The 21,121-nt window shown below is 43.6% G+C and carries 19 protein-coding genes; 6 read left to right on the top strand and 13 right to left on the bottom strand.

What is annotated here, in order from left to right; translation table 11 throughout:
- Window positions 1-9: 9 nt before the first annotated feature.
- From gspM to ACI2JM_RS05635, 8 genes are all read right to left on the bottom strand, one after another.
- Window positions 10-585, bottom strand: coding sequence for a type II secretion system protein GspM (gspM, locus tag ACI2JM_RS05670; RefSeq protein ID WP_404642763.1), 576 nt, complete (start codon window positions 583-585; stop codon window positions 10-12).
- Window positions 586-633: 48 nt separating this feature from the next.
- The gene (gene gspL, locus ACI2JM_RS05665) at window positions 634-1,890 is read right to left on the bottom strand and encodes a type II secretion system protein GspL (RefSeq protein WP_404642761.1); all 1,257 of its coding nucleotides are present in this window, start codon (window positions 1,888-1,890) and stop codon (window positions 634-636) included.
- 140 nt (window positions 1,891-2,030) lie between these two features.
- Window positions 2,031-2,189, bottom strand: a complete 159-nt coding sequence (locus tag ACI2JM_RS05660; RefSeq protein WP_404642759.1) for a hypothetical protein — start codon at window positions 2,187-2,189, stop codon at window positions 2,031-2,033.
- Entirely contained in the window at window positions 2,186-2,644 is a 459-nt protein-coding gene (locus ACI2JM_RS05655) for a SixA phosphatase family protein (protein WP_404642757.1), read from the bottom strand. The genes ACI2JM_RS05660 and ACI2JM_RS05655 overlap by 4 nt, the downstream gene beginning before the upstream one ends.
- Before the next feature lie 84 nt (window positions 2,645-2,728).
- Window positions 2,729-4,024, bottom strand: coding sequence for an NAD(P)H-dependent glycerol-3-phosphate dehydrogenase (locus ACI2JM_RS05650; protein WP_404642756.1), 1,296 nt, complete (start codon window positions 4,022-4,024; stop codon window positions 2,729-2,731).
- 212 nt (window positions 4,025-4,236) lie between these two features.
- Window positions 4,237-4,821 carry a nitroreductase gene (locus tag ACI2JM_RS05645; RefSeq protein WP_404643138.1) on the bottom strand — a complete coding sequence of 195 codons (585 nt, stop codon included), beginning with the start codon at window positions 4,819-4,821 and terminating at the stop codon, window positions 4,237-4,239.
- Between the two features lie 249 nt (window positions 4,822-5,070).
- A complete protein-coding gene (gene zapE / locus ACI2JM_RS05640) occupies window positions 5,071-6,171 on the bottom strand; it encodes a cell division protein ZapE (protein ID WP_404642754.1) in 1,101 nt (366 codons plus the stop codon).
- A gap of 300 nt (window positions 6,172-6,471) precedes the next feature.
- Window positions 6,472-7,131: an alpha/beta hydrolase gene (locus ACI2JM_RS05635; RefSeq protein ID WP_198330959.1), complete on the bottom strand. Its 660-nt coding sequence runs from the start codon at window positions 7,129-7,131 to the stop codon at window positions 6,472-6,474.
- Between the two features lie 314 nt (window positions 7,132-7,445).
- Between ACI2JM_RS05635 and ACI2JM_RS05630 the strand changes: the two genes are divergently transcribed.
- The 3 genes from ACI2JM_RS05630 to xseB all read left to right on the top strand — a co-directional run bounded on the left by ACI2JM_RS05630 (window position 7,446) and on the right by xseB (window position 9,870).
- Window positions 7,446-7,814, top strand: coding sequence for a hypothetical protein (locus ACI2JM_RS05630; RefSeq protein ID WP_055124199.1), 369 nt, complete (start codon window positions 7,446-7,448; stop codon window positions 7,812-7,814).
- 233 nt (window positions 7,815-8,047) lie between these two features.
- A complete protein-coding gene (gene xseA / locus ACI2JM_RS05625) occupies window positions 8,048-9,562 on the top strand; it encodes an exodeoxyribonuclease VII large subunit (RefSeq protein ID WP_404642751.1) in 1,515 nt (504 codons plus the stop codon).
- Window positions 9,563-9,624: 62 nt separating this feature from the next.
- Entirely contained in the window at window positions 9,625-9,870 is a 246-nt protein-coding gene (gene xseB / locus ACI2JM_RS05620) for an exodeoxyribonuclease VII small subunit (protein ID WP_404642749.1), read from the top strand.
- Between the two features lie 12 nt (window positions 9,871-9,882).
- Here the strand turns inward: xseB and pncB are convergent, their stop codons facing one another.
- From pncB to ACI2JM_RS05595, 5 genes are all read right to left on the bottom strand, one after another.
- A complete protein-coding gene (gene pncB / locus ACI2JM_RS05615) occupies window positions 9,883-11,124 on the bottom strand; it encodes a nicotinate phosphoribosyltransferase (protein WP_404642747.1) in 1,242 nt (413 codons plus the stop codon).
- A 282-nt stretch (window positions 11,125-11,406) separates the two neighbouring features.
- Window positions 11,407-13,221 carry a bifunctional peptide-methionine (S)-S-oxide reductase MsrA/peptide-methionine (R)-S-oxide reductase MsrB gene (gene msrAB / locus ACI2JM_RS05610; protein WP_404642745.1) on the bottom strand — a complete coding sequence of 605 codons (1,815 nt, stop codon included), beginning with the start codon at window positions 13,219-13,221 and terminating at the stop codon, window positions 11,407-11,409.
- A gap of 290 nt (window positions 13,222-13,511) precedes the next feature.
- A complete protein-coding gene (locus ACI2JM_RS05605; protein ID WP_404642743.1) occupies window positions 13,512-14,420 on the bottom strand; it encodes an ATP-binding cassette domain-containing protein in 909 nt (302 codons plus the stop codon).
- A 75-nt stretch (window positions 14,421-14,495) separates the two neighbouring features.
- Window positions 14,496-16,427, bottom strand: a complete 1,932-nt coding sequence (locus ACI2JM_RS05600; protein ID WP_404642741.1) for a glycine betaine ABC transporter substrate-binding protein — start codon at window positions 16,425-16,427, stop codon at window positions 14,496-14,498.
- 349 nt (window positions 16,428-16,776) lie between these two features.
- Window positions 16,777-18,261 (bottom strand): coniferyl aldehyde dehydrogenase, encoded by a 1,485-nt coding sequence (locus tag ACI2JM_RS05595; RefSeq protein WP_404642739.1) that lies wholly within the window; start codon window positions 18,259-18,261, stop codon window positions 16,777-16,779.
- Window positions 18,262-18,863: 602 nt separating this feature from the next.
- On the opposite strand from ACI2JM_RS05595, the gene lipB reads away from it, so the two are divergent.
- The 3 genes from lipB (at window position 18,864) to ACI2JM_RS05580 (ending at window position 21,014) form a co-directional block, all read left to right on the top strand.
- Entirely contained in the window at window positions 18,864-19,646 is a 783-nt protein-coding gene (lipB, locus tag ACI2JM_RS05590; RefSeq protein ID WP_404642737.1) for a lipoyl(octanoyl) transferase LipB, read from the top strand.
- Window positions 19,647-19,854: 208 nt separating this feature from the next.
- Window positions 19,855-20,385 (top strand): inorganic diphosphatase, encoded by a 531-nt coding sequence (locus ACI2JM_RS05585; RefSeq protein ID WP_404642735.1) that lies wholly within the window; start codon window positions 19,855-19,857, stop codon window positions 20,383-20,385.
- 161 nt (window positions 20,386-20,546) lie between these two features.
- Window positions 20,547-21,014, top strand: a complete 468-nt coding sequence (locus tag ACI2JM_RS05580; RefSeq protein ID WP_404642733.1) for a hypothetical protein — start codon at window positions 20,547-20,549, stop codon at window positions 21,012-21,014.
- The last annotated feature ends 107 nt before the right edge of the window (window positions 21,015-21,121 follow it).

Raw genomic sequence — 21,121 nt, 5'->3', positions numbered from 1 at the left:
CATATCGATTTATGAGGTGACAGTCGCTTGTACTTGAATGGCCTTAGTAACCACGTCTTGCTGTATCGATAGCTGACTGAACTGCCAACCTTGCTGTTCCAGCTTTCCAAGTGCGGTGCTGACCACCGCTTGACTGGCATGATTGAAGCTCAGTTGCACGGCATCACCCGTCGCAACGACTTGGGCGTTGGCAATACCTGAGTTGTTTAACAATGCACTGATACTATTGGCAGGTGGCATAGTGGCTTCATCATCCGCCGTGTTTGCCGCATTGATCGCATTACTATCGATATTGCCAGCTTGGGCACGCAACCAAAAGTAATCAGCCACTTGCTCTTGATAGTCGCGCTTACTATCGTTTGCTGCTTGATGAATACTATAACCACCATAGCCCCCAATGAACAATAATAAGAACATAGACAATACGGCCAATGCCAACTGATCACGCGGCGAAAGTACCTGCCAGCGTAACGATAGCATCTGTTGAAAATTATTTACACGCGTTGACAGCACATTGGTTCCAATACTGTTACTGGTCTCTGGCGTGATGTTGTTACGTTTGGTGCGGCGCTGCAATCGTTTCATTTTCCAACCTTTTTGACTTTCATTACCACTGCCTAGTTGGCAAATAAATTATGATGCCGCTACATTGGTTTGTGTCGCGTCATTATTTTCTACGACATTCACCGTAACTTGACCACTAAACTGCCCTTGCTCATTACTGTTTACCTGTGCAAGCTTGGCATTTAAACCCTGCGCAACAAGTGTGCTTGTAAACTTATCAAGACTATTACGATCAGGGGCAATCAAGGTAAAGCTGAGTGATGATGGCTGCATCACTAACGCTTGCGCCCGCAGTGAAGACTGCTTGATTAACGGGGATATGCGAGTCAATGCTGCCATATGAGAGGCTGGTGCTTGGCTGTCACTGCGCAGCTTTGGTTGCAATTGTACTTGCAGTTTGGTACGCGAACTTAATGGCTCATTTGGAAACCAAGCTTGATACTGCGCTGCAATCTCAGCTTTGGTCGCTACCGCCGCCTTATTATACTGATACCACTGCAGGCCATCGGTCGCCATCTGTAATACCAGTGCCGATAACGCGACCATCGCTGCCACACGCAGATACGGTGAGAGCTTTGAGTCCGTTGATTTAATAAAGAAGTTAAGCGCGTGACGATCAGGGCTGTCAACAGGCTTGGGCGTCGTGGTCAAGGTGGTTAATAATAACTGATGATCTGCAACAAGCGCGGCCGTTTGTGCCATAAAGCTTGTGGGCATTGCCGAATTTGTTGGCTTTGAAAAATCATCTAAAGCCGTTATGGGCGGCAATATATTCACTTCACTTAAATGCGGAAAACGTTCAAAAATTAAGGGTAAATAACTGACAGCCATACCTTGTCGCAATGACTGACGCAGTAGCATGGTTTGCTCATCTTGATACAGTGTTACTTGCTGACCTGCCCCTTCATATGGCGTTGGCAGCAATAAAAAATCAGGCAGTAACGCCGTTATGCTCATGCCAGCAAGCTTAGCACTCTGCTGCCATGACTCGATATCGCTTTGCGCCAGTGCATACAGTTGGTGATTATCGGCTTCACTGATTTGCCGAATCGCCAATTGCTCGACAGGGGTCAAGGATGTCTCTTCAAACAAGTATTGCTTGCCGCTATTGCCCAGCTGTTTAAGCTGAGTCGCATTCAGCTCAGTATCTACCTGCAATATATGGCTTGATGGAAAATATACACACAAAGCCTTCTGCGCATTGGTTTTATAATTGCCATAGATTGTTTGCAGCTGTTGCCAACCATCAACCGTTTGCCATTGCTGAATATCTTCATGCCAGACAGCTAGCGGGCTATGCTGCGCTCGTAACCAAACATGTAACACTAAGCGTGTCCTTAATTATTAAAGCTGTTTTAAAGATAGGATAAGGTAGGATTCAGACAATTTCATTCTTTAACCAGTTTAACACCACTAAGCATCAATAGACTAAGTGCCAACAGTATCACTGACGATTCGACCTAATCTCAATACGGCTGCTCGGGCACAAAACGATCAATCTCTTTTGCCATACCTGCCATTACAAAGTCCATCTCAAACACCCTTGCTTCTGCAAGAGAAAATGATTCAGGATAATCGCCAGTTAATAGACCAGCGATATAACTGACGATTCGACCTAATCTCAATACGGCTGCTCAGGCACAAAACGATCAATCTCTTTTGCCATACCTGCCATTACAAAGTCCATCTCAAACACCCTTGCTTCTGCAAGAGAAAATGATTCAGGATAATCACCGGTTAATAGACCAGCGATATAAGCAACGATAGACATATGACACACCACTACCAGACACTCAGCGTCAATATTCGCAATATCTATTAAAGCTTGACGCACATCATCAGAAGGCGTGATATTTTCCTGTACGATTGCTGGAACCTTGGGCGCGCGCGTTTGAAATGCTGCTAGCGTCTGCTGCGCTCTATCATAGGGACTGACGACAAAATAATCAGGATGATAGTGAGTCATCACATACTCTGCCGTCTGCATTGCTTGCTGTTGACCAAAGTCAGTTAACTGGCGCGCGCTGTCTGGGCGCGACTCATCTTCTGCTTGACCATGACGTACTAGTATAATTTTCATAACCTTCCTTTATGCATTGTCATGATGACGTTGTTTGCAGAATAATCATTCTTAGAACAACGTCATCATTTAACATTGGGGTTTTTACTTACTGTCAGTATCGCCGCTTTCATCATCAGTGCTATCGCTTGACGTCTTCATCTGCGCAGTTAGCGCCGCATTACTATGATCATGTGCCATTACAAATTCAACATCACTACGGAAGCCCGCTTCCATGAGATGTAACGCCACACCTAGTGCTGCTTTATCTTCATAAATGACCGCATACAATGCATGGGTAATAGGCATGTAGATGCCTTCTTTGGTGGCTTTCTCATGCACTTGCTGAATAGTATTAACCCCTTCAGCCGTTTGACCGAGTTTTTTCACCGCGGCCTCAATACTCATACCGCGACCGAGCATGTTGCCGATACGATAGTTACGACTGAGCTCTGAGCTACAAGTGGCGTATAAATCACCCACACCAGACAATCCTAAGAAGGTAAGCGGATTCGCACCCGCCTCAACCCCAAAGCGGCTCATCTCTGCCAAAGCACGAGTCAATATCATCGCTTTGGTATTTTCGCCAACATCATAGGCCGCCGCCATTCCCATTGCAATCGCATAGATATTCTTTAGCGCGCCGCCAAGCCCCACACCTTTGACATCATCACTGGCAAACACTCGAAAAAACGCACTATGTAGCGCGGCTTGTACGGCATGGCGCAATGGCTCAGACTCACTGGCGATAACGGTCGCCGATGGCATGTTTTTCATGATCTCTATCGCAAGGTTTGGCCCTGACATGACACCAAAATTCACTTCAGGTAGCTCATCTTTAATAATATCGCTCATCATGGCAAAAGTATCTTTCTCCATACCTTTGGTCAATGACACAATAGACTGACCACTGATAAATGGCGCAATATTCTTTAGGGTCTCACGAAAAGCCAAACCAGGCACCGCAATAAAAACGATATCTTTGTCTTTGACGGCTGCTGCCAAGTCATGGCTGTATTTAAGGCTGTCATCAAGCTTATAACCTGGTAAATATTTTTTATTGGTCTGCGTTTTTACCATCGCCTTTACCGTACGCTTGTTACGTACCCACAGCGTGGTATCACAGCCATTGCGTGCAGCCAAGTTTGCCATTGCTGTACCAAAACTACCACCGCCTAAAAACGCCAAACGTAGCTTGGTAGGATTGCTGTGAATATCCGCCATGTTTTTTGCCACTGCTGATTCTACCGCGCTAGGATTGAGTTTTTTACGACCAATACCCGATTTGGTAGCACGTTCGATGATACCTGCCAGCAGACTGTTTTGCTTTTCAGGGGCATTCGTATTCACCTCAGTATTATCGCTACTGATGTCTTTATTGCTATCATTAGGGCTGGTCATTTGCTGTTATCCGTATTGGCTGATTTATTATTAATAGAATTTATCATAATTTATTTATCATGACTTATGACGCTTTAGAGTATTGAGTATTGAGTATTGAGTATTGAGTATTGAGTATTGAGGCTATCTATCTTTTTGCTACACGACCGACTGTCTTTTTAGAGAGTGGTATTCGTCAAGAGAAAAGCGCCACTAAACAGCGCTTAGATATATTATGACTCAAATCGCACTAAAGACTCGATATCAATCGGTTTACGGGCGGGTTCATTTTTGGGGCTGGTGCCAGTATAAACAAAAGCCGTCACATAATCATCTGGACCAACGTCAAAATATGTTTTAACAGCAGCTTCATTACATAGTAGTCCCGTACGCCATACTGTACTAAAACCTTGGGCTTTTAGCGCCAAAATCAGGCTTTGTACAGCCGCTCCCGCACTTAGCATTTGTTCAAAAGGGGGAACTTTTTTGTGCGCTTGTATTTTTGTGACAACGGTGATGATGACGGGCGCTCTTAATGGCATGGCCTGAGTTTTTACGATGTCCTTTTCGGACAGCGTTTCGCCCTCTTGCACCGCTTTAGCTTGAGCCGCTGCGACCAAGGCATTGCCCAATTCATGACGGGCGTCCCCCTGTGTCACTATAAAACGCCATGGACGCAGTTTTTTATGATCTGGCGCTGTCGCCGCACACTCAATCGCTGTTTCGATTTGGGCATGTGTCGGTGCGGGCAAATCCAAATTACCCATACTGCGCCTTGAGTTGATCCAACCAATCATTTCTTCACTGCTAATCGGCATACTGTCTGTGGTGATGTCTTTGGTCGACAGTTTTTTATCATTTTCGTCGGATATAGTCATTACCGCTCCTTATTTATTATTATCTTTTTATGCAAAAAACCAATGCTTTGGTTTGCTCTAAATACTGTCAAAAAACACGTTATATCAAACGAATATATATCAATATTGAGTGTGAGTGACTTGAATGAAAAACCATGAGTGCTTTAATCGACAACTTGTAGATTATCATCAGATATGAAGAGTATTTAATTATGCCGCATCATCGACCCGATGCTCCATGCGCAGATAATCCTCTGACTGCATCTCAAGCAAGCGCGAGCGTGTCCGTTCAATCTCAAACGCCAACTTCTCTCCTTGATATAGGTCCAAAATCGACTGCTGCGCTCTAACCAGCAACTTAACACGGCGATCATAAAACTCATCAACCAGATAAATAAACCGACGGGTCGGATCACGTAAGTCATCGTCTAAGGCAGGCACGGCATTGACCAATACTGTGCTGAACTGCTTGGCAATTTCGATGAAATCAGATGCTGATCGTGGCTCCATACATAAATGACGGAAATCACAAAATAAAATATCCTCAGTGCGAGCATTAATTCTAATTTCGCGACCATTAATCGTAATCGGCTCATTACTGATTTTTTGGTTATTGGATAAACTGGCAAAACGGTTGGCTAACCAATGATGATTCGCTTTCGTCATAGGCGATTCATATAGCTCTGCCTGCTGCAATACGCGCAAACGATAGTCGATACCAGAATCGATATTCATCACCGTAGTATGACGCTCCACTTCAGCGATAGCGGGCATAAAACGGTCACGATGTAAGCCGTCTTTATACAATCCTGATGGCTCAATATTTGAGGTGGCGACCAATGTAATACCACGATTGAATAGCATGGTAAATAAATCACCCAAAATCATGGCATCAGAAACGTTAGAAACAAAGAACTCATCGAAACAGATAATAACCGCTTCTGCATAAATGATGTCGGCGACTTTTTCTAATGGGTCACTCTCACCTTGCAGCTTATTTAGCTCTTGATGAACACGCTGCATGAAATGATGAAAATGCAGACGCATCTTGCGATCAATGGTCAATGAATCATAAAACATGTCCATCATCCATGTTTTACCACGACCTACCCCGCCCCACATATACAAACCCGTTGGTGCTGTCGGCTTGGACCTTAAAAAGCTAAAAAAGCCTTTCTTCTGTGGCGCACTATTGATGAGCTGATGATGTATCTCATCAAGATAGCTCATGGCCTTAAATTGCTGCTCATCTCGAGTAAATTCGTCCGTACTGACGGCTTGCTCGTAACGTTGCAATGGAGATAAACTCATAATACGACTCATCATTAGACAAAATAAATAGTAGGGTAATGGTTGATTCTGCATGAACTCGTCAGAGTGAAGCGATCAGAGCTCATGACTTGATAGCGGTTCTCTATTCTAATATTACTAGGGTGTGTCATCAATTAGATTGTGAGGCTTAAAATGAGAAAAATTGTAGATAAACAAGGAAGAAATTGCCGTTAATATGAACATATTGACAAAATTTCTGACGATGTTTAGCAAAATTTAGCCATTTTAAGACCACTAAATGTATTCATGTGCTAATTGATGACACGCCCTAGGTAATAACTAAGAGTCGCTACCAAAGGTATGCTTTTCTAATAAGCCTTTCAATTCTGACAGACGCCCATGAAAAAAGTGCCCTGCGCCATCTACAACGCTAACAGCAATTCCTAATCGCTCCGCAAATGCTTGCATATTATCAGGGTCAATCACTTCATCAGCATTGCCATAAATCTCAAACGTTTTATCGGCTGGCAAGCTTATATCACTGCTGTCATTTTTTTCAACGGATGGAGCAATAAGGGCGATTTTAGTAATCTCGAAATCGCCTAGCCCCCAAATATGAGGGGCTTCAAGCACCTGCTCAGCCACCCGTGCTGTCACATAACCGCCAAAAGAGAAGCCACCCAACCATAACTTGCGCGCATTGGTTTGCTCTGCAATCCATTGTAGCACGGTCATTGCATCTACAACTTCACCATCCGCATAATCGTGCTCGCCAGTCGACTGCCCGACACCGCGAAAGTTAAAGCGTACCACGTGCATACCATTATCACGAGCAAAGCGATACATCGTCGTCACCACTTTATTATTCATCGTGCCGTCGAATAACGGATTGGGATGACACAGTAACGCCACTGTATCGGTATTTGGATTGTTAGGATTGTCTTGTTGCCAAAGCGCGTCGACTTCGAGCACGCCAGCAGGAGCAGGAATTAATGGCATAAAATTACTTATTGATTAAGAATGAATAGGTCAATTATCCTAGATATGGTTTATATTTCAAGTGATTTGCTGTGTCATAGTACCGCTTATTTTCATTTTCGCTCATCATAAGTAAACGTCGCCTATGAATATATGATGAATATGTGCGGTCTCTGCAATACCGCACACAATAACCGACTAGACACCCCAGAGCTGAATAGGGTAGATTCATCATAGTTGTTGAGCCACCTATGGACTGATGCGTGCATGGCGCATCCTCAACTTTGCTGTGATATTCAACTTTATGTATGACTGACAGACATTAGGAATCGTTTATGAATACTATTAATAAAACCGCTGCACTGACTGCTACTTTGGCGACAGCACTCGCCCTAAGTGCTTGCCAAACTACGCCTTCATCACCAGTTATCCAGCGTGCCAACTCTATTTATGAGACGACTGGCATCGCCGATAGCAAAGTAAAAGCACAGCAAAATGCGATAGACAGCGCACAAAAGACTTGCAGAGGTAAGCAAGTTATTATCGTCGATGACAAAGTCACTTATAACGGTATTTTAGATGAAAATACAGGTCGGATGATTGGGCAAGCCAGTGCCGTCCTCGGTACGATCCTTGGTACGGGCTCGCCGAACTTATCACGTGACGACGATTACGAGTATAAAATCAACTTTCGTTGCCAATAAAATAATTATTATTTCATAAAGCACTTATTTAGCGGCTCGTTATTTAATAAAGTATCTTGTTATTTAATAAAGTATGTAGCCAACCAATCAGCGATAAGAATATATTAGTCGCTGACGGGTTGGCTTCTCTTTTTGTGTGCTCGCTTTTGGGGTAAACTACCCTTTCTGATTTTTTATGACTCTTACTCTATAAACAGCCCATTTTTAAGCTCCCTCACTTTTGGTCTATTATTATGCGCAAACCCAACCTGTCAAATATGAAACCAGCTAAGGTATTAGCGCCTGCTAAAGACTTAGCGACCTTGGAGGCCGAGTTAGCTGAGCAAGAAAACAATATTGAAGTCAATTTAGAAGATACCGTTCTGCGGTTAAGTGACTATTTATCAGCTGTTGATATGGTTATCAAACAGACCTTTAACCACCGTGTATGGGTGAAAGCAGAGATTCGCAATCTATCTAGCAAAGGCGGGCATTATTACTTTGAGCTGGCAGAAAAAGATGACGACGGTAAGGTCATTGCTAGCTGCCGCGGCAATCTTTGGCGCTTTAAAGCAGCACGCGTCTTAGCAAAATTTGAACGCGCAACTGGCATGCCCCTTGATCGTGATTTGACAGTATTGCTCAAAGTATCCGCAGGCTTCCATGCGCAATATGGCTTCTCTCTCACTATTGAAGATATCGACCCAAGCTACACGTTAGGCGACTTGGCACGGCAATATGCGGAGATGGTCGATCGCTTGACGGGAGAAGGCTTATTAAACCTGAATCAACAGCTGCCTGTTCCGTTTGATATTGAGCATGTGCTGGTCATTGCCCCTGAAAAAGCTGCCGGATTAGGCGATTTTCAAGCCGACGCTGATCGCTTAGCGCGCACAGGTGCCTGTCATTTCCATTATCATAACGCGACCTTTCAGGGTAATCATGCGCCAAGCGAAATCCGCCAAGCCATCGTTAACGCCCAACAGCAGTTTTTTGATACTTATGAGCACCTGCCAGACTTATTAGTCATTATTCGTGGCGGCGGTGCGGTCGGTGATTTAGCCTATCTAAATGATTATGAATTGGCAGCATTGGTTGCCGAGCAGCCCATCCCAGTCTGGGTTGGCATTGGTCACGAGCGTGATAAAGTTATCTTAGATGAAGTGGCGCATACTAGTTTTGATACCCCATCAAAGGTGATTGCCGCTATCATGACGCATTTAGCCCAGCTCGTCACTCACACACTGCAATACCAAGCGCAAATCAAACAAGCTGCTCAGCGTCAATTAAACATCGCTGAACAACAAACGACACGCCAGTTGAGCCAGATACAATCACAGACGATTGGTCAATTAACCGCTCTGCAAAAAGACAGTGATTATGCGTGGCGTAGTATTCAGCAAAGCGCTCAGCGCCAAGTCAAGCAAGCCGCCAGACTCACCAGCGAGCTACGCACACAGACTCAAGCAGCGGCCTATCAGCAGTTAACAGTGGCTGCTAGTGCCAGTCAAAATAACCAAAAAACGATTATGCATTCGGCACAGCAACAGTTAATACAAGCACAGCGTGATAGCGAACATCTGCGTGATATTGTGCTCCTGCATCGCCCTTCTCGGGTGCTCAAGCAAGGTTATACCATGCTTACTGATGAAAAAGACCAGCAGATACTGACCAGCGGTACGCAGCTCCATCCAGAACAAACGGTGTACATCCTCTTAAAGGACGGTAAAGCAAAAGCACAGATTATTGACGTAAATATTAATAAATAAGAAATACCACCTACCGTTGATTCAACTTAATCAAAGACTTTATTTTAAAATTAGGAAACCTTATGACAACCCCTACTCGCCGACGCAAAAAAGCCGCCCCAAAAACCTTTAAAGCGGCTTATGATATTCTAAAAACCAATGCCGCTGAATTACAGCAACAAGATGAGCCAGATATTGATAATCTGATGACCACAGTGGAAGAGTCAATTGCTGCTTATCGCGTTTGCGAAACCCGTATCAATGCCGTACAGCAAGCACTAGATGCCGCTTTTGCTGAAGAAGATAAAACAGAGAATAGCGACAGTTAAGTTAAGTCAATTCTATTCAGGCTCGTCGACTTCAAATACTTGGCGCAAATAGGCAAGATACGTGTCGTTATTAATCATGGTCTTGCCTGGACTGTCTGACAGTTTAGCGACTGGCTGCCCATTGCATTCCACCAATTTTAAGACGATATTTATCGGGGTGATACCCATATCATTGGTGAGGTTGGTACCAATACCAAAGCTGGTCTTTATTTGACCTTTAAAATACTGATGTAAATCCCAAGCTTTATCCAAATCTAAGCCATCACTAAAGGTTAAAATCTTGGTTCTTGGGTCTATTTTAAGGTTTTTATAATGAGCAATCGCCTTATCACCCCAGATATACGGGTCGCCGCTATCGTGACGTAAACCATCAAACAGCTTAGCGAAATACAAATCAAAATCGCGTAAAAACGCATCCATGCCAACGACATCGGTCAGCGCAATACCCAAATCGCCGCGATACTCATGTACCCATGCTTCAAGCGCCGCTTTTTGTGAATCACGTAAACGCACATCCAAAGCCTGAAATGCCTGCATAAACTCATGTGCCATCGTACCGATTGGCGTCATTCCCAGCTTTTTTGCTAAATACACGTTGGAAGTACCGCTCACTATTTTTGGTTCCGCTTTATGCAAAGTCTCAACCACATGGGCTTGCCAAGCTTTGCTAAAACGTCTGCGAGTACCAAAATCAGCGATGATTAATGGCGGCGTATTAGCATCACATTTTTCCTGCTCTCTCGCATATTGATGCAACAATGTGACTTTTTCATCCAATCTGCGCTGACCTTCTTCAATCACACTGGCATTCGATAGCGCATCAAAATACAGCTCATTAACGATGGCGAGTACAAATACTTCAAAGAACATCGCTTGAATCATCGGCCCTTCGATATCGATAAATAAGCGACCTTTATCATCCGTACTGACAGTAATAAAACGACGTTTCAACTTAAACAATTCTAGATAGTCAACAAAGTCTGAGCGCATAAAGCGCAAACCACGTAAATACTCTAGTTCATCCTCTAAAAATCGTAATTCACATAAATTGTCTAACTGCTGCTCTAGATCATCTTTAATATCAGCCAATGGATACAGCGTGTCTTTGTTATTACGGCAGCGAAAGCGATAAACACCATGTGTCTGTGGAAACTGATGCAGCATGGCTTGCAGCATCGTAAATTTATATAAATCATTATCGAGTAAAGAGGTAATAATAGGTTCAAAAGGTTTAGAGGTATGAGTAACGGTCATGTTACAGCCTTAAATACAAAAATGAAAAGCCGCCAAACAAATCCAGCGACGAAATAGGTATACATAATTATAAAAGTATTAATAATAGAAAACGCTCAGCTTTTGAGTATAACGAAGTTTGATTGGTTTTTCATAATTCAACGGCTATAACAGCAAAAATACAACGATAATAAAACGAACCATTATGCTGTGATAGTAATTATGCTCAAGGTATCAATCATAAAAAAGACGCTAAAAATTATCTTAACGTCTTTTTATAAAGTCGATTATCAGTATTAATAATTAAGGTTTTGCAGGCTTAACCAACTTCACTAATGGCGCATAGCCTGACTGCGGCATCACATCGACTGGAATAAACTGTAGCGCCCCGCCATTGATACAATAGCGCAGCCCGCCACGATCTTTTGGCCCATCAGGGAATACATGACCCAGATGTGAGTCTGCTACTCGCGAGCGAACTTCAGTGCGTACCATATTAAAAGCGGTGTCTTCATGCTGAGTAATGACTTGCATATCAATCGGCTTGGTAAAGCTTGGCCAACCACAGCCAGACTGGTACTTATCGGTTGATAAAAATAAAGGCTCACCGCTCACCACATCGACATAGATACCCGGCGCAAACAAGTCATCATATTCATGGCTAAAGGCGCGCTCAGTACCGGCATCTTGCGTGATATTGTATTGTGCTTTGGTCAACGTATTTTTCAATGCGCCTTTATCAAATCCTGCATAACGCTTAGGGTCTAAAGTCTCAGCAACGGTACTTACAGGTGCAAGCTTGGTACGCGCAGTGCCTTCTAGTTTATCATCGGCAAGGCTTAAATCAACATGACAATAGCCGTTTGGATTTTTTGCCAGATAATCCTGATGGTACATTTCAGCTAAGTAGAAATTGTCTAGCGGCTCATTTTCTACTACAATTTTTTGTTTATACTGGCTTTGCACACGTTTGAGGGTAGCATCAATCACTGCTTTATCTTCTTTATCGGTGTAATAAACGCCTGAGCGGTACTGCACACCGCGATCATTGCCTTGTTTGTTGAGGCTGGTTGGATCAATTACGCGAAAGTAGTATTTTAAGATAGTATCAAGGTCTGTTTTATCCGCATCGTAAGTGACTTTGACGGCTTCGGCATGACCTGAGCCACGAATCACTTGCTCGTAGCTTGGATTAGCCGTCTCGCCATTGGCATAACCTGATACAGCATCGACGACGCCTTCGACGCGCTCCATATAAGCTTCTACGCCCCAAAAACAGCCACCTGCCAAGTAGATTGAGCGCGTATTAATCGCTTTGCCTTTATCGTTATAATAAACGCCCTCTTTTTGTTTGATGGTTTCAATCTTGCTGTTGTTATCTAAGGTTTGCGCGTTTGCTGGTTTAGCACTCCCTGCTTTAAGCTCAGCAAAATCATTATTGGCATTTTCAGCAAGGGCATAGGCTTGCTCTGCCGATATATTGCCTTTCACCAAATGTACCAAGTTGCCGCTTTTATCGAGTATCGCCCAGCTTGGATAAACTTGCACACCAAGTTTATTAATCAGCTCGCCTGAAGCGTCAGACAATACTGGTAGCTTTGGATAGTCTGCTTGGACGCCTGCATACCAAGTGCTAAAGTCGCCATCGGCTTTTTCGTTTAGATGACCAGGACTGACAACAGTCACGACATTTAAATCAGCGAACTTGGGATCGGTACGCCATTCTTCGGTTTCTGCCAACTTGCCCAAGCATAATGGGCACCAGCTTGCCCAAAATTTAATCAAGGTTGGTTTATTAGGATCAATGACTGCTGTGCCCGTGTCACCTAAGCCTTTTGTCAATTGCGGCAGTGCTTGCATTTGCCCAAGCATATCGGAGGGCAACATATCACGTGAGCTAGTCACTCCACTGTTTTGCTTGGCTGATTTAGTCGTGCTACTTGCATTGCTCTCCGCACTACTCATTTGTCCACAAGCGACCAATATGCCAGCACTCAGTACTGTCGTGACACCAACGGCACTGACATTCTTTAGCCAACGTGATGAATCACGTGGTGAGTCTGTCGCTAACTTATTAGTATGACTACGATCATTATGGCGAATTTTCTTATGCGGCATGCGAGGTCCTTTTTACGAAGTCTTACGATCATAAACTGAGTTTTTATGCTCGCTCATGGTCTTCTTACGTGATCAATGAGAGTGGATAAATCAAGATTTTAGCAAAGCTAATATGCTATTAGAGTATCTTAATAGTATACATCGATGATGGAGTTTACTTTAATAGTAACTAAGGGGTTGCTACACTTTTTTAACAACAGTGTAAGAATAATGATATAGACGGAAATCTATCATTTTGCAGGTGTAACTTATAAAACAGCATTTAAAAAAAACGTCGTGTTATTTTTAAATTAAATTTTAGCACCCATAAACTGAGCCACATACTCATCAGCTGGGTTATGGCGCAATTCACTGGGTGTATCCGTTTGTACCAAACGCCCGCCATTTAAAATACTAATCCGCTGACCGACCTTAATCGCTTCATCGATATCATGAGTGATAAAGACGATGGTTTTGTTTAGCCGTGCTTGTAGCTCAAGTAGTTGGTCTTGTAATTGGGCACGAATGAGGGGGTCAAGGGCAGAGAAAGCCTCGTCCATCAGCAATATCGGATTATCGGTTGCTAAGGCACGCGCCAGCCCGACACGCTGCTGCATCCCTCCTGACAGCTCATCAGGGTAACTTTTCTCCAAATTTGATAGCCCAACTTCATTTAGCCAGTGCCGAGCAACCTCGTGGCGTTCTTTGATACTCATTTTTCGCACTCGCAAACCGTAAGCGACGTTTTGCAACACCGTCATATGTGGCACCAAACCAAAATGCTGAAAAACCATACTGATTGTCTGCTGGCGATAATGCTGTAGCACTTTATCATTTAGCTCTAAAATATTAATAGCAGACGATGATCTTCCATTTTCTAATAAATCAGCAGAGGATTTAGCATTAGTGGAGGGCTTAGTACTAGTAGACGGCTTAGTATTAATAGAAGTATCAACCCATATTTTACCGCTGGTTGGGTCAATCAAACGATTGATATGGCGTATCAAGGTTGATTTTCCTGAACCTGACAAGCCCATGATACAATGCAGCTCACCTGCTTTAACGCTTAAATTGATGTCATAAAGCCCGACCGAATAGCCTGTTTGTTCCTTTACCTGAATACTATCCATACCTTCTGCTAATAATGCCAATGCAGACTTTGCTTGCGAGCTATTGGCATTATAAATCTTGCTGATATTTTCCAATTGAATATGATTCATGATGGCTCTCATTTTTATTTTTCTAGTTATCATTATGATTAGGGCGTGTTGAACATTCGACCATGGCACTGATAATTAACCAATGGGATGCCTGCCAGCATCGATGGTTTTTTGCCGAGCACGCTTACCTTGACCGAACGCTTGGGTGATACGGTCAATGATAATGGCAACGATGACAATCGCCGTGCCTGCTTGCAAGCCCTGACCGATATTAAGCGTTTGAATCGATTGCAACACATCTTCGCCAAGCCCCGGTGCGCCAATCATAGACGCGAGCACCACCATAGAGAGCGACATCATCACCGCTTGATTCACGCCCGCCATAATACTGGGTAATGCTTGCGGCAATTTAATCCAAATGAGCAGCTGCAAGTGTGTGCTACCGAACGAGCGCCCTGCTTCGACCATCTCGTGATTGACTTGGGTAATCCCCAATGTCGTCAGCCGAATCAGTGGCGGCAAGGCATAAATAATAGTGGCAAATAGCGCAGGCACTTTGCCAATCCCAAATAGCATCAATACGGGTATCAAATAGACAAAACTTGGCATGGTCTGCATCACATCCAATATCGGCGTCACAACCTTGCGAAGAATTTTACTGCCCGACATAGCAATGCCAATAGGAATACCAATCACGACGGTCACCAACACTGATACGATGAGCAGTGCCAAGGTATCAATCAATGCGCCCCATAGTCCAAATGCACCAATGAGAAACAGTCCTACGGCGCATGCCAGTGCAAACCAGATTTTACGGACACCAAACCATGCCAATACGCTCACAAGCGCAATGATAAGCCAAGGCGGCATAGTGGTTAATAGACGCTCAATCGGTAGCAATAGATAGGTTAACGCCATGGTACTGACGGTACGAAACACATCGCCATAATTTTGGACAACGCTTGCCAATGTGTTATTAAGCGGGGTTTCAAGCGACCATGAAGGAAAGCTCGATAATGAGGTCGCTCGATTAGTGCTAGAGGCGGTTGCATCCGCAGTGATAGCCTCGCCCGTTAAGCTGATGCCTAGCTTAGCCGCAAGGTTACTGGCTGCTTCATCAGACAACCATGCTTGCCAGACGCTCGGATATTTACGCAAAAATGCTAGTGCTTGCTCATCGCCACTGCGTTTATTTTCACTCATCTCCAAGATAGCGCCATTGAGCTCATCGGAGCTAAACTGAACTTTTTTAAAAACATCAGCAAGCTCTGGATTGGATTCAATAAAGGGGGTAGATACTGCGATACCTAAAGGTGAGACAGGGAAGCCAGACACACAATCGGCGGTGCCATCCGCTCGTAACAAGTCTTGCCAACAGGCATCTTTATGAGCAGGGAACTCTAATGGCGCAAAGTCATATTTTGCCATCAAGCCCGTAGGCTGCCAGTAATAAAATAGTAGTGGCTTATGTTGCTCAAAAGCAGAGGCAATCTCGGCGTCGAGCGCCGCCCCAGTACCGGGATGGGCATTGTTAAATATACTATCTAAACCAGTATTTTTCAGCAAGCGAGTATTGAAAATCTCACACGTCCAACCAGACGGACAATTCATAAAGCGTGATTTGCTAGGGTCTTCGGGATCTTTAAACAGCTCAGCATATTTAGGCAAATCTTGATAGCGGCGTAGACCTGGGTTTTCTTCTAATACATATTTGGGTACGTACCAGCCTTGAGTTGCACCGCCTTTGAGCGTATCACCGATGACTGCTACTTTATTCTGTTCGATAGCTTGTTCCATAATTGGCGAGCGTCCAACCCACTGCTCCCCAATCACTTGAATATCGTTTTGTGACAATGCCGTTTCGAGAGCAGGACCAGCACCCGGCACCTCTTCGATCGCACAATCGTAGCCATCTTCAGCGATATACTTGAGCACCCCAGAGATAAATTGACCACTCTCCCATGTCAGTGCGCCAAATTTGATTGGTGCATCACAAGCTGCTGATGCCGATACTGGCAGTAACAATACGCTTATGCATAGTAAACTTAACGCAATCCATTGGCGCATAAGGTGTCCTATTTATAATTTTTATTATGGAAATTAACGCCCAAGTCAATAATATTATTGCTTTACGCCAAGCGTGTACTGCTTATGACTCATTCAGTCGTTGAAGACTAGGCAACGTCTTCATCTAAAACTAATATTGCAATCGTTTAGACTCACTACAAAGTGTAGCGATTTATAGACAAGATGACAAATGCTCATTAATTTTTTATCGTTTACTTTTATACAAAAAAATAGCACCTACCTCAGTAGATGCTATTTTTTGACGTTGCTTATATGATTGCTCACAATGATTAAGTATTTTTGTTTGCTTGAAAGAAAGCTATGTCAACTTTGCTCGCTTTAGCATTTGTTATTTTAAAAACATTGCCATGGCTTTTTTAAACAACCCGCCATAAGGTGGCAACAACAAATTTAACCCATTCAACTTGGATTGTACAAATACTGGTTTCATATGGCTAAGACGCTCGAATCCCGCTTTACCATGGTAAGCACCCGTTCCTGAGTCGCCAACCCCACCAAACGGTAAGTCATGCTGGGCAACATGTATCAGCACTTCATTAATACATAGGCCACCAGAGACCGTATTGTTACGTACTTTCTCTAGAGCGTTGTAGTTATCACCAAAAACGTATAACGCCAGTGGGCGTGGTCGCTCGTTGACAAAATGAATGGCATCATCAAGCGTATCGTAATGCATCAATGGCAAAATCGGCGCAAAAATCTCGTCCTGCATCACATCACTATCAGGGGCAGGCTCACTCACGATGACAGGCGGCATTAGACGCGTTTCGATATTAGACTCAGCATCAGTGAGCTTATGGATCCCATCGCTCGATAATGCATCTAGATAGCCTTTGACACGCTTAAATTGCTCGCCATTGATAATACGTGAGTAATCTGGATTGCTCTCAATATTTGGATAGTGCTTTTCCATCCACTCTTTTGCTAAACGGATAAACTCTTCATGATATTGGCGCTGAATCAGTACATAATCAGGGGCAATACAGGTCTGACCCGCATTTAGGGTTTTGCCCATCATCACACGATTGACGGCGTTTTCTAAGTTTGCGCCCTCTAACACGACAACCGGTGATTTACCGCCCAGCTCGAGCGTGACGGGTGTTAAGTTAGGAGCTGCCGCCGCCATGACTTTTTTGCCCACAGCCGTAGAGCCCGTATAAAGCAGATGATCAAAAGGCAGCTCACTAAAAGCAACCGCAATGTCTACCTCACCCAGTACGACACAAATCATGTCTGGTGAAAAATAACGAGCAATCGCACTGGCAAATGCTTGGGCGAACTGCGGTGCCGCTTCACTCATCTTGATCATAACTCTGTTGCCAGCAGTGAGCGCATCAATCATCGGTCCTACTGCTAAAAATAACGGATAGTTCCAAGGCACCATGATACCAACCACGCCCAATGGCTGAGGCTGGATTTCATTATGAGCTGGCATATACAGCGCTGAAATAGAAGCCCGCTGAACTTTCATCCATTTTTTACCGTGCTTTTTGGCATGACTGATACCAGTAAAGCTAGGAAACAATTCAGCGAACTGGGTCTCTGATTCGCTACGATAACCAAAGTCGGCACTGATCGCTTTGGCGAAACTGGCTTGGTTATCGCTAAGCATGACTTCCAGACTGTCTAGTTGGGTTTCACGAGTGGCCCAGTCATTGATTGGCTGCGTGCGACTGAGTGTTTGTAAGCGTGAAAATTGCGCTCGCATCTCATCAACCGTATTAGCAATACTAGGCGATTTTGGCACTGGTTGCTGCAACATATCCGTGTCGATTGAGGTCTGCTCATTCATGTTTTGATTATTATCTGTCATTTATCTTCCTTGTCATCTGCGTTGGAGTCAATATACTCTATTGGGTTAGAGACTCTGTATTTCTAGGGCTTGTCCTCATTTTAAAAATGGTGATAAACATGAGATAAATTGCCGTCAAACAAGGAAAGTAGCGCAAATAATATCGAGATATTAAGAAGCTATTTGACGATGTTTGGCAAAATTTAGCCATTTTTAGCCCATTTAGAAAGCAATCGATTGAATTGAGGACACGCCCTAATCAGCGGGTTACATTGATGGCAACCCCTGAACATAAGTAATGCGATTCCATTCATTGCACTTTAATGTAGCGCATCAACGAATCAATGAACAGCACATTAAGTTGACTACTGCGTCTGTATGAAATAACTGTCTAGAAACACGCATCACAATGCTAGAAATTTCATATTAAGCACTGAGAACTTTTGCTTATTATGGCTACTCCGTTAGGGCATTTATCAGTGTTTTGATTGTTGAGTTTTACAGCGTGACAAGAGATAATCTTGGGTGCCAATCGCAAAAACTGCTACACTCACTATCGATATCACGACTGAATATCAGTGATACACCTCTTTGAACCAGACCACAATAAGACTGCGACTCTCATGCAAAACACCACGCAACAGCTTAATGACACACTGATCAGCAAATCTCTAACAACAGCCGATTACGTCACCACTCTCGATGCGATGCTAGCACGTACGCTTGCACGTATTGACTTAAAAAAACAGCAAGGACTGTGCACACCTGACGAATTATGGATTGTCGATCACAATGATGTCTATACTTTAGGGCAAGCAGGTAAAGAAGAGCACATCTTGCAACGTACCAATACGCCTATTATAAAAACGGATCGCGGCGGTCAAGTGACATGGCATGGTCACGGCCAGCTGGTTATTTATTGGTTGTTCGATTTGAATAGCTTGGGCTGGAGTGTGCGCAACTTAGTCTCGCATGCCGAGCAAGCAATCGAAGACGTCATCAATGACTGTTTGCAAAATCCTGCTTCATCAGACACAACAGCCATCAGCGCCCATGCGCGCCGTGACGCACCCGGTGTTTATCTATATGCTGATACATCTGTAGCGGATGATAAAATTATGCTTGGAAAAATGGCATCGTTAGGCTTCAAAATTAAACATGGATTTAGCTATCACGGTATCGCGCTTAATTTAAATTGTGACTTGTCCGCATTTAATGCGATTAATCCGTGCGGCTATGCGGGGATGCAAATGTTACGGTTATCCGACTTTGTGGCTATGCAAAAAGAGTCAGATGAACAAACTGGTGAAGCCTTAAGCTATGAGCAAGTGACCCAAAAACTTATTGATAACATTGCTAAGCGTCATGCTGGACTCATTGAGCTACGCGCACTCGCACCCAAGTGAGGTCTTTAGGTCCGTTTTTGCATAATCTTTTTTTGCATAATATCGTGCACGCTTAGACTTAAGCATTGTGAGAAAATTTGAGTCAAACTTGTTATAATCGCAGGCGGCACATATTGGGCACAGTGATAATATCGCAGTGCCGCGACGTTATTCTTTTATCATCACTTATTATTCAAGCACTTAAAACAAAAGCAAATTGGAGTACTTTATGGCAGATTTTAACAAAATTTTGGACGCAGGCGATGTAGACGGCGGCATTATCAACGTAGTAGTAGAAATCCCAGCTGGTAGCAGCCATAAAATTGAGTGGAATCGCGAACTGGCGGTATTTGAGCTTGATCGTATTGATCCACAGATTTTTGCCAAGCCTTGTAACTATGGTTTTATCCCGCAAACGCTTGACGAAGATGGTGATGAGCTTGATGTATTATTGCTGACTGAGCAGCCGCTACCAACTGGTATTTTCCTAAAAGCCAAAGTCATTGGTGTGATGAAGTTCGTTGATGATGGCGAAGTCGATGACAAGATCGTCGTCGTACCTGCTGACGACCGTGATACAGGCAATGCTCATAACAGCCTAGCGGATCTACCAAAGCAGCTAATCAACCAGTTAGAGTTCCATTTCAGCCACTATAAAGATCTGAAAAAACCAGGCACTACGGTCGTTGAATCTTGGGGCGACGTTGCAGAAGCAAAAGAAGTCATCAAAGAGTCTATCCAACGCTGGAAAGACCTATAGGCCATCAAAAATTGGTAGAAATGCTAATAAATGATAACTCTTAAAATGCCGCAGTCATTATCGTGATTGCGGTATTTTTTTGATTGAATATTACTGCTGTAAAATGGTTATAATAATCAACACTATCGATGCCTATTTTTCATATCGCCATAAGGACAGTCATGTTTAACCCCGACCCTAGCTCAAAACCAGTCAATCCAAAGCTGCCAAGAGACGTCATCATGATGATCGAAAAAAACAATTTAGTGATGGCGATCAAAACTTTGGCGGCAGATGAAGACATTAGTATGGATGATGCCAAGAATAGGATTGATGCCTATGAGACACAACTAAAGGTAAAGCAGCAGCAAAAACTCAACACTATCGCCAGCAAGCAAGGCATTCCTAACTATGCTATTAGCTTTGATAGAGAGCAAGGTGCTGAGGATGAAGCTGGACAGCTGACAAAAAATCGCGTCAAAACGACTAAGCAAAGTCGAGGATTCAAGAGTCTACAAAATGGTGTGGACAGCCAGCTTAATGATTTAGGCTATAAAAAACCGCTGATGCCCTATTGGCTGAAACGGCTATTGGTGATTGCCATCATTATGGCTGGATTATTTTGGATATTATGGCGGGTATTTGGTTAAATAGGACAGGATGTTGTCGTGTTAATTTTTTTATAGTCTGTTATAAGTGGTTCCATTATAGGAGTCTGTTTTAAGTGGTTCCATTATAGGAGTCTGTTTTAAGTGGT

Origin of the sequence: Psychrobacter sp. NPDC064578 (assembly GCF_044901245.1) — a bacterium.
Classification (GTDB): Bacteria; Pseudomonadota; Gammaproteobacteria; order Pseudomonadales; family Moraxellaceae; genus Psychrobacter; species Psychrobacter cibarius_C.
The sequence above is the reverse complement of the archived record's forward strand: the minus strand, read 5'-3'. Positions and strand labels throughout refer to the sequence as shown.

Excerpts from the sequence above, each read along its gene's own strand:
- gspM (WP_404642763.1), bottom strand. The coding sequence starts at position 585 with ATGAAACGATTGCAGCGCCGCACCAAACGTAACAACATCACGCCAGAG.
- ACI2JM_RS05655 (WP_404642757.1), bottom strand. The coding sequence starts at position 2,644 with ATGAAAATTATACTAGTACGTCATGGTCAAGCAGAAGATGAGTCGCGC.
- ACI2JM_RS05650 (WP_404642756.1), bottom strand. The coding sequence starts at position 4,024 with ATGACCAGCCCTAATGATAGCAATAAAGACATCAGTAGCGATAATACT.
- ACI2JM_RS05645 (WP_404643138.1), bottom strand. The coding sequence starts at position 4,821 with ATGCCGATTAGCAGTGAAGAAATGATTGGTTGGATCAACTCAAGGCGC.
- zapE (WP_404642754.1), bottom strand. The coding sequence starts at position 6,171 with ATGAGTTTATCTCCATTGCAACGTTACGAGCAAGCCGTCAGTACGGAC.
- ACI2JM_RS05635 (WP_198330959.1), bottom strand. The coding sequence starts at position 7,131 with ATGCCATTAATTCCTGCTCCTGCTGGCGTGCTCGAAGTCGACGCGCTT.
- ACI2JM_RS05630 (WP_055124199.1), top strand. The coding sequence starts at position 7,446 with ATGAATACTATTAATAAAACCGCTGCACTGACTGCTACTTTGGCGACA.
- xseA (WP_404642751.1), top strand. The coding sequence starts at position 8,048 with ATGCGCAAACCCAACCTGTCAAATATGAAACCAGCTAAGGTATTAGCG.
- xseB (WP_404642749.1), top strand. The coding sequence starts at position 9,625 with ATGACAACCCCTACTCGCCGACGCAAAAAAGCCGCCCCAAAAACCTTT.
- pncB (WP_404642747.1), bottom strand. The coding sequence starts at position 11,124 with ATGACCGTTACTCATACCTCTAAACCTTTTGAACCTATTATTACCTCT.
- msrAB (WP_404642745.1), bottom strand. The coding sequence starts at position 13,221 with ATGCCGCATAAGAAAATTCGCCATAATGATCGTAGTCATACTAATAAG.
- ACI2JM_RS05605 (WP_404642743.1), bottom strand. The coding sequence starts at position 14,420 with ATGAATCATATTCAATTGGAAAATATCAGCAAGATTTATAATGCCAAT.
- ACI2JM_RS05600 (WP_404642741.1), bottom strand. The coding sequence starts at position 16,427 with ATGCGCCAATGGATTGCGTTAAGTTTACTATGCATAAGCGTATTGTTA.
- ACI2JM_RS05595 (WP_404642739.1), bottom strand. The coding sequence starts at position 18,261 with ATGACAGATAATAATCAAAACATGAATGAGCAGACCTCAATCGACACG.
- lipB (WP_404642737.1), top strand. The coding sequence starts at position 18,864 with ATGCAAAACACCACGCAACAGCTTAATGACACACTGATCAGCAAATCT.
- ACI2JM_RS05585 (WP_404642735.1), top strand. The coding sequence starts at position 19,855 with ATGGCAGATTTTAACAAAATTTTGGACGCAGGCGATGTAGACGGCGGC.
- ACI2JM_RS05580 (WP_404642733.1), top strand. The coding sequence starts at position 20,547 with ATGTTTAACCCCGACCCTAGCTCAAAACCAGTCAATCCAAAGCTGCCA.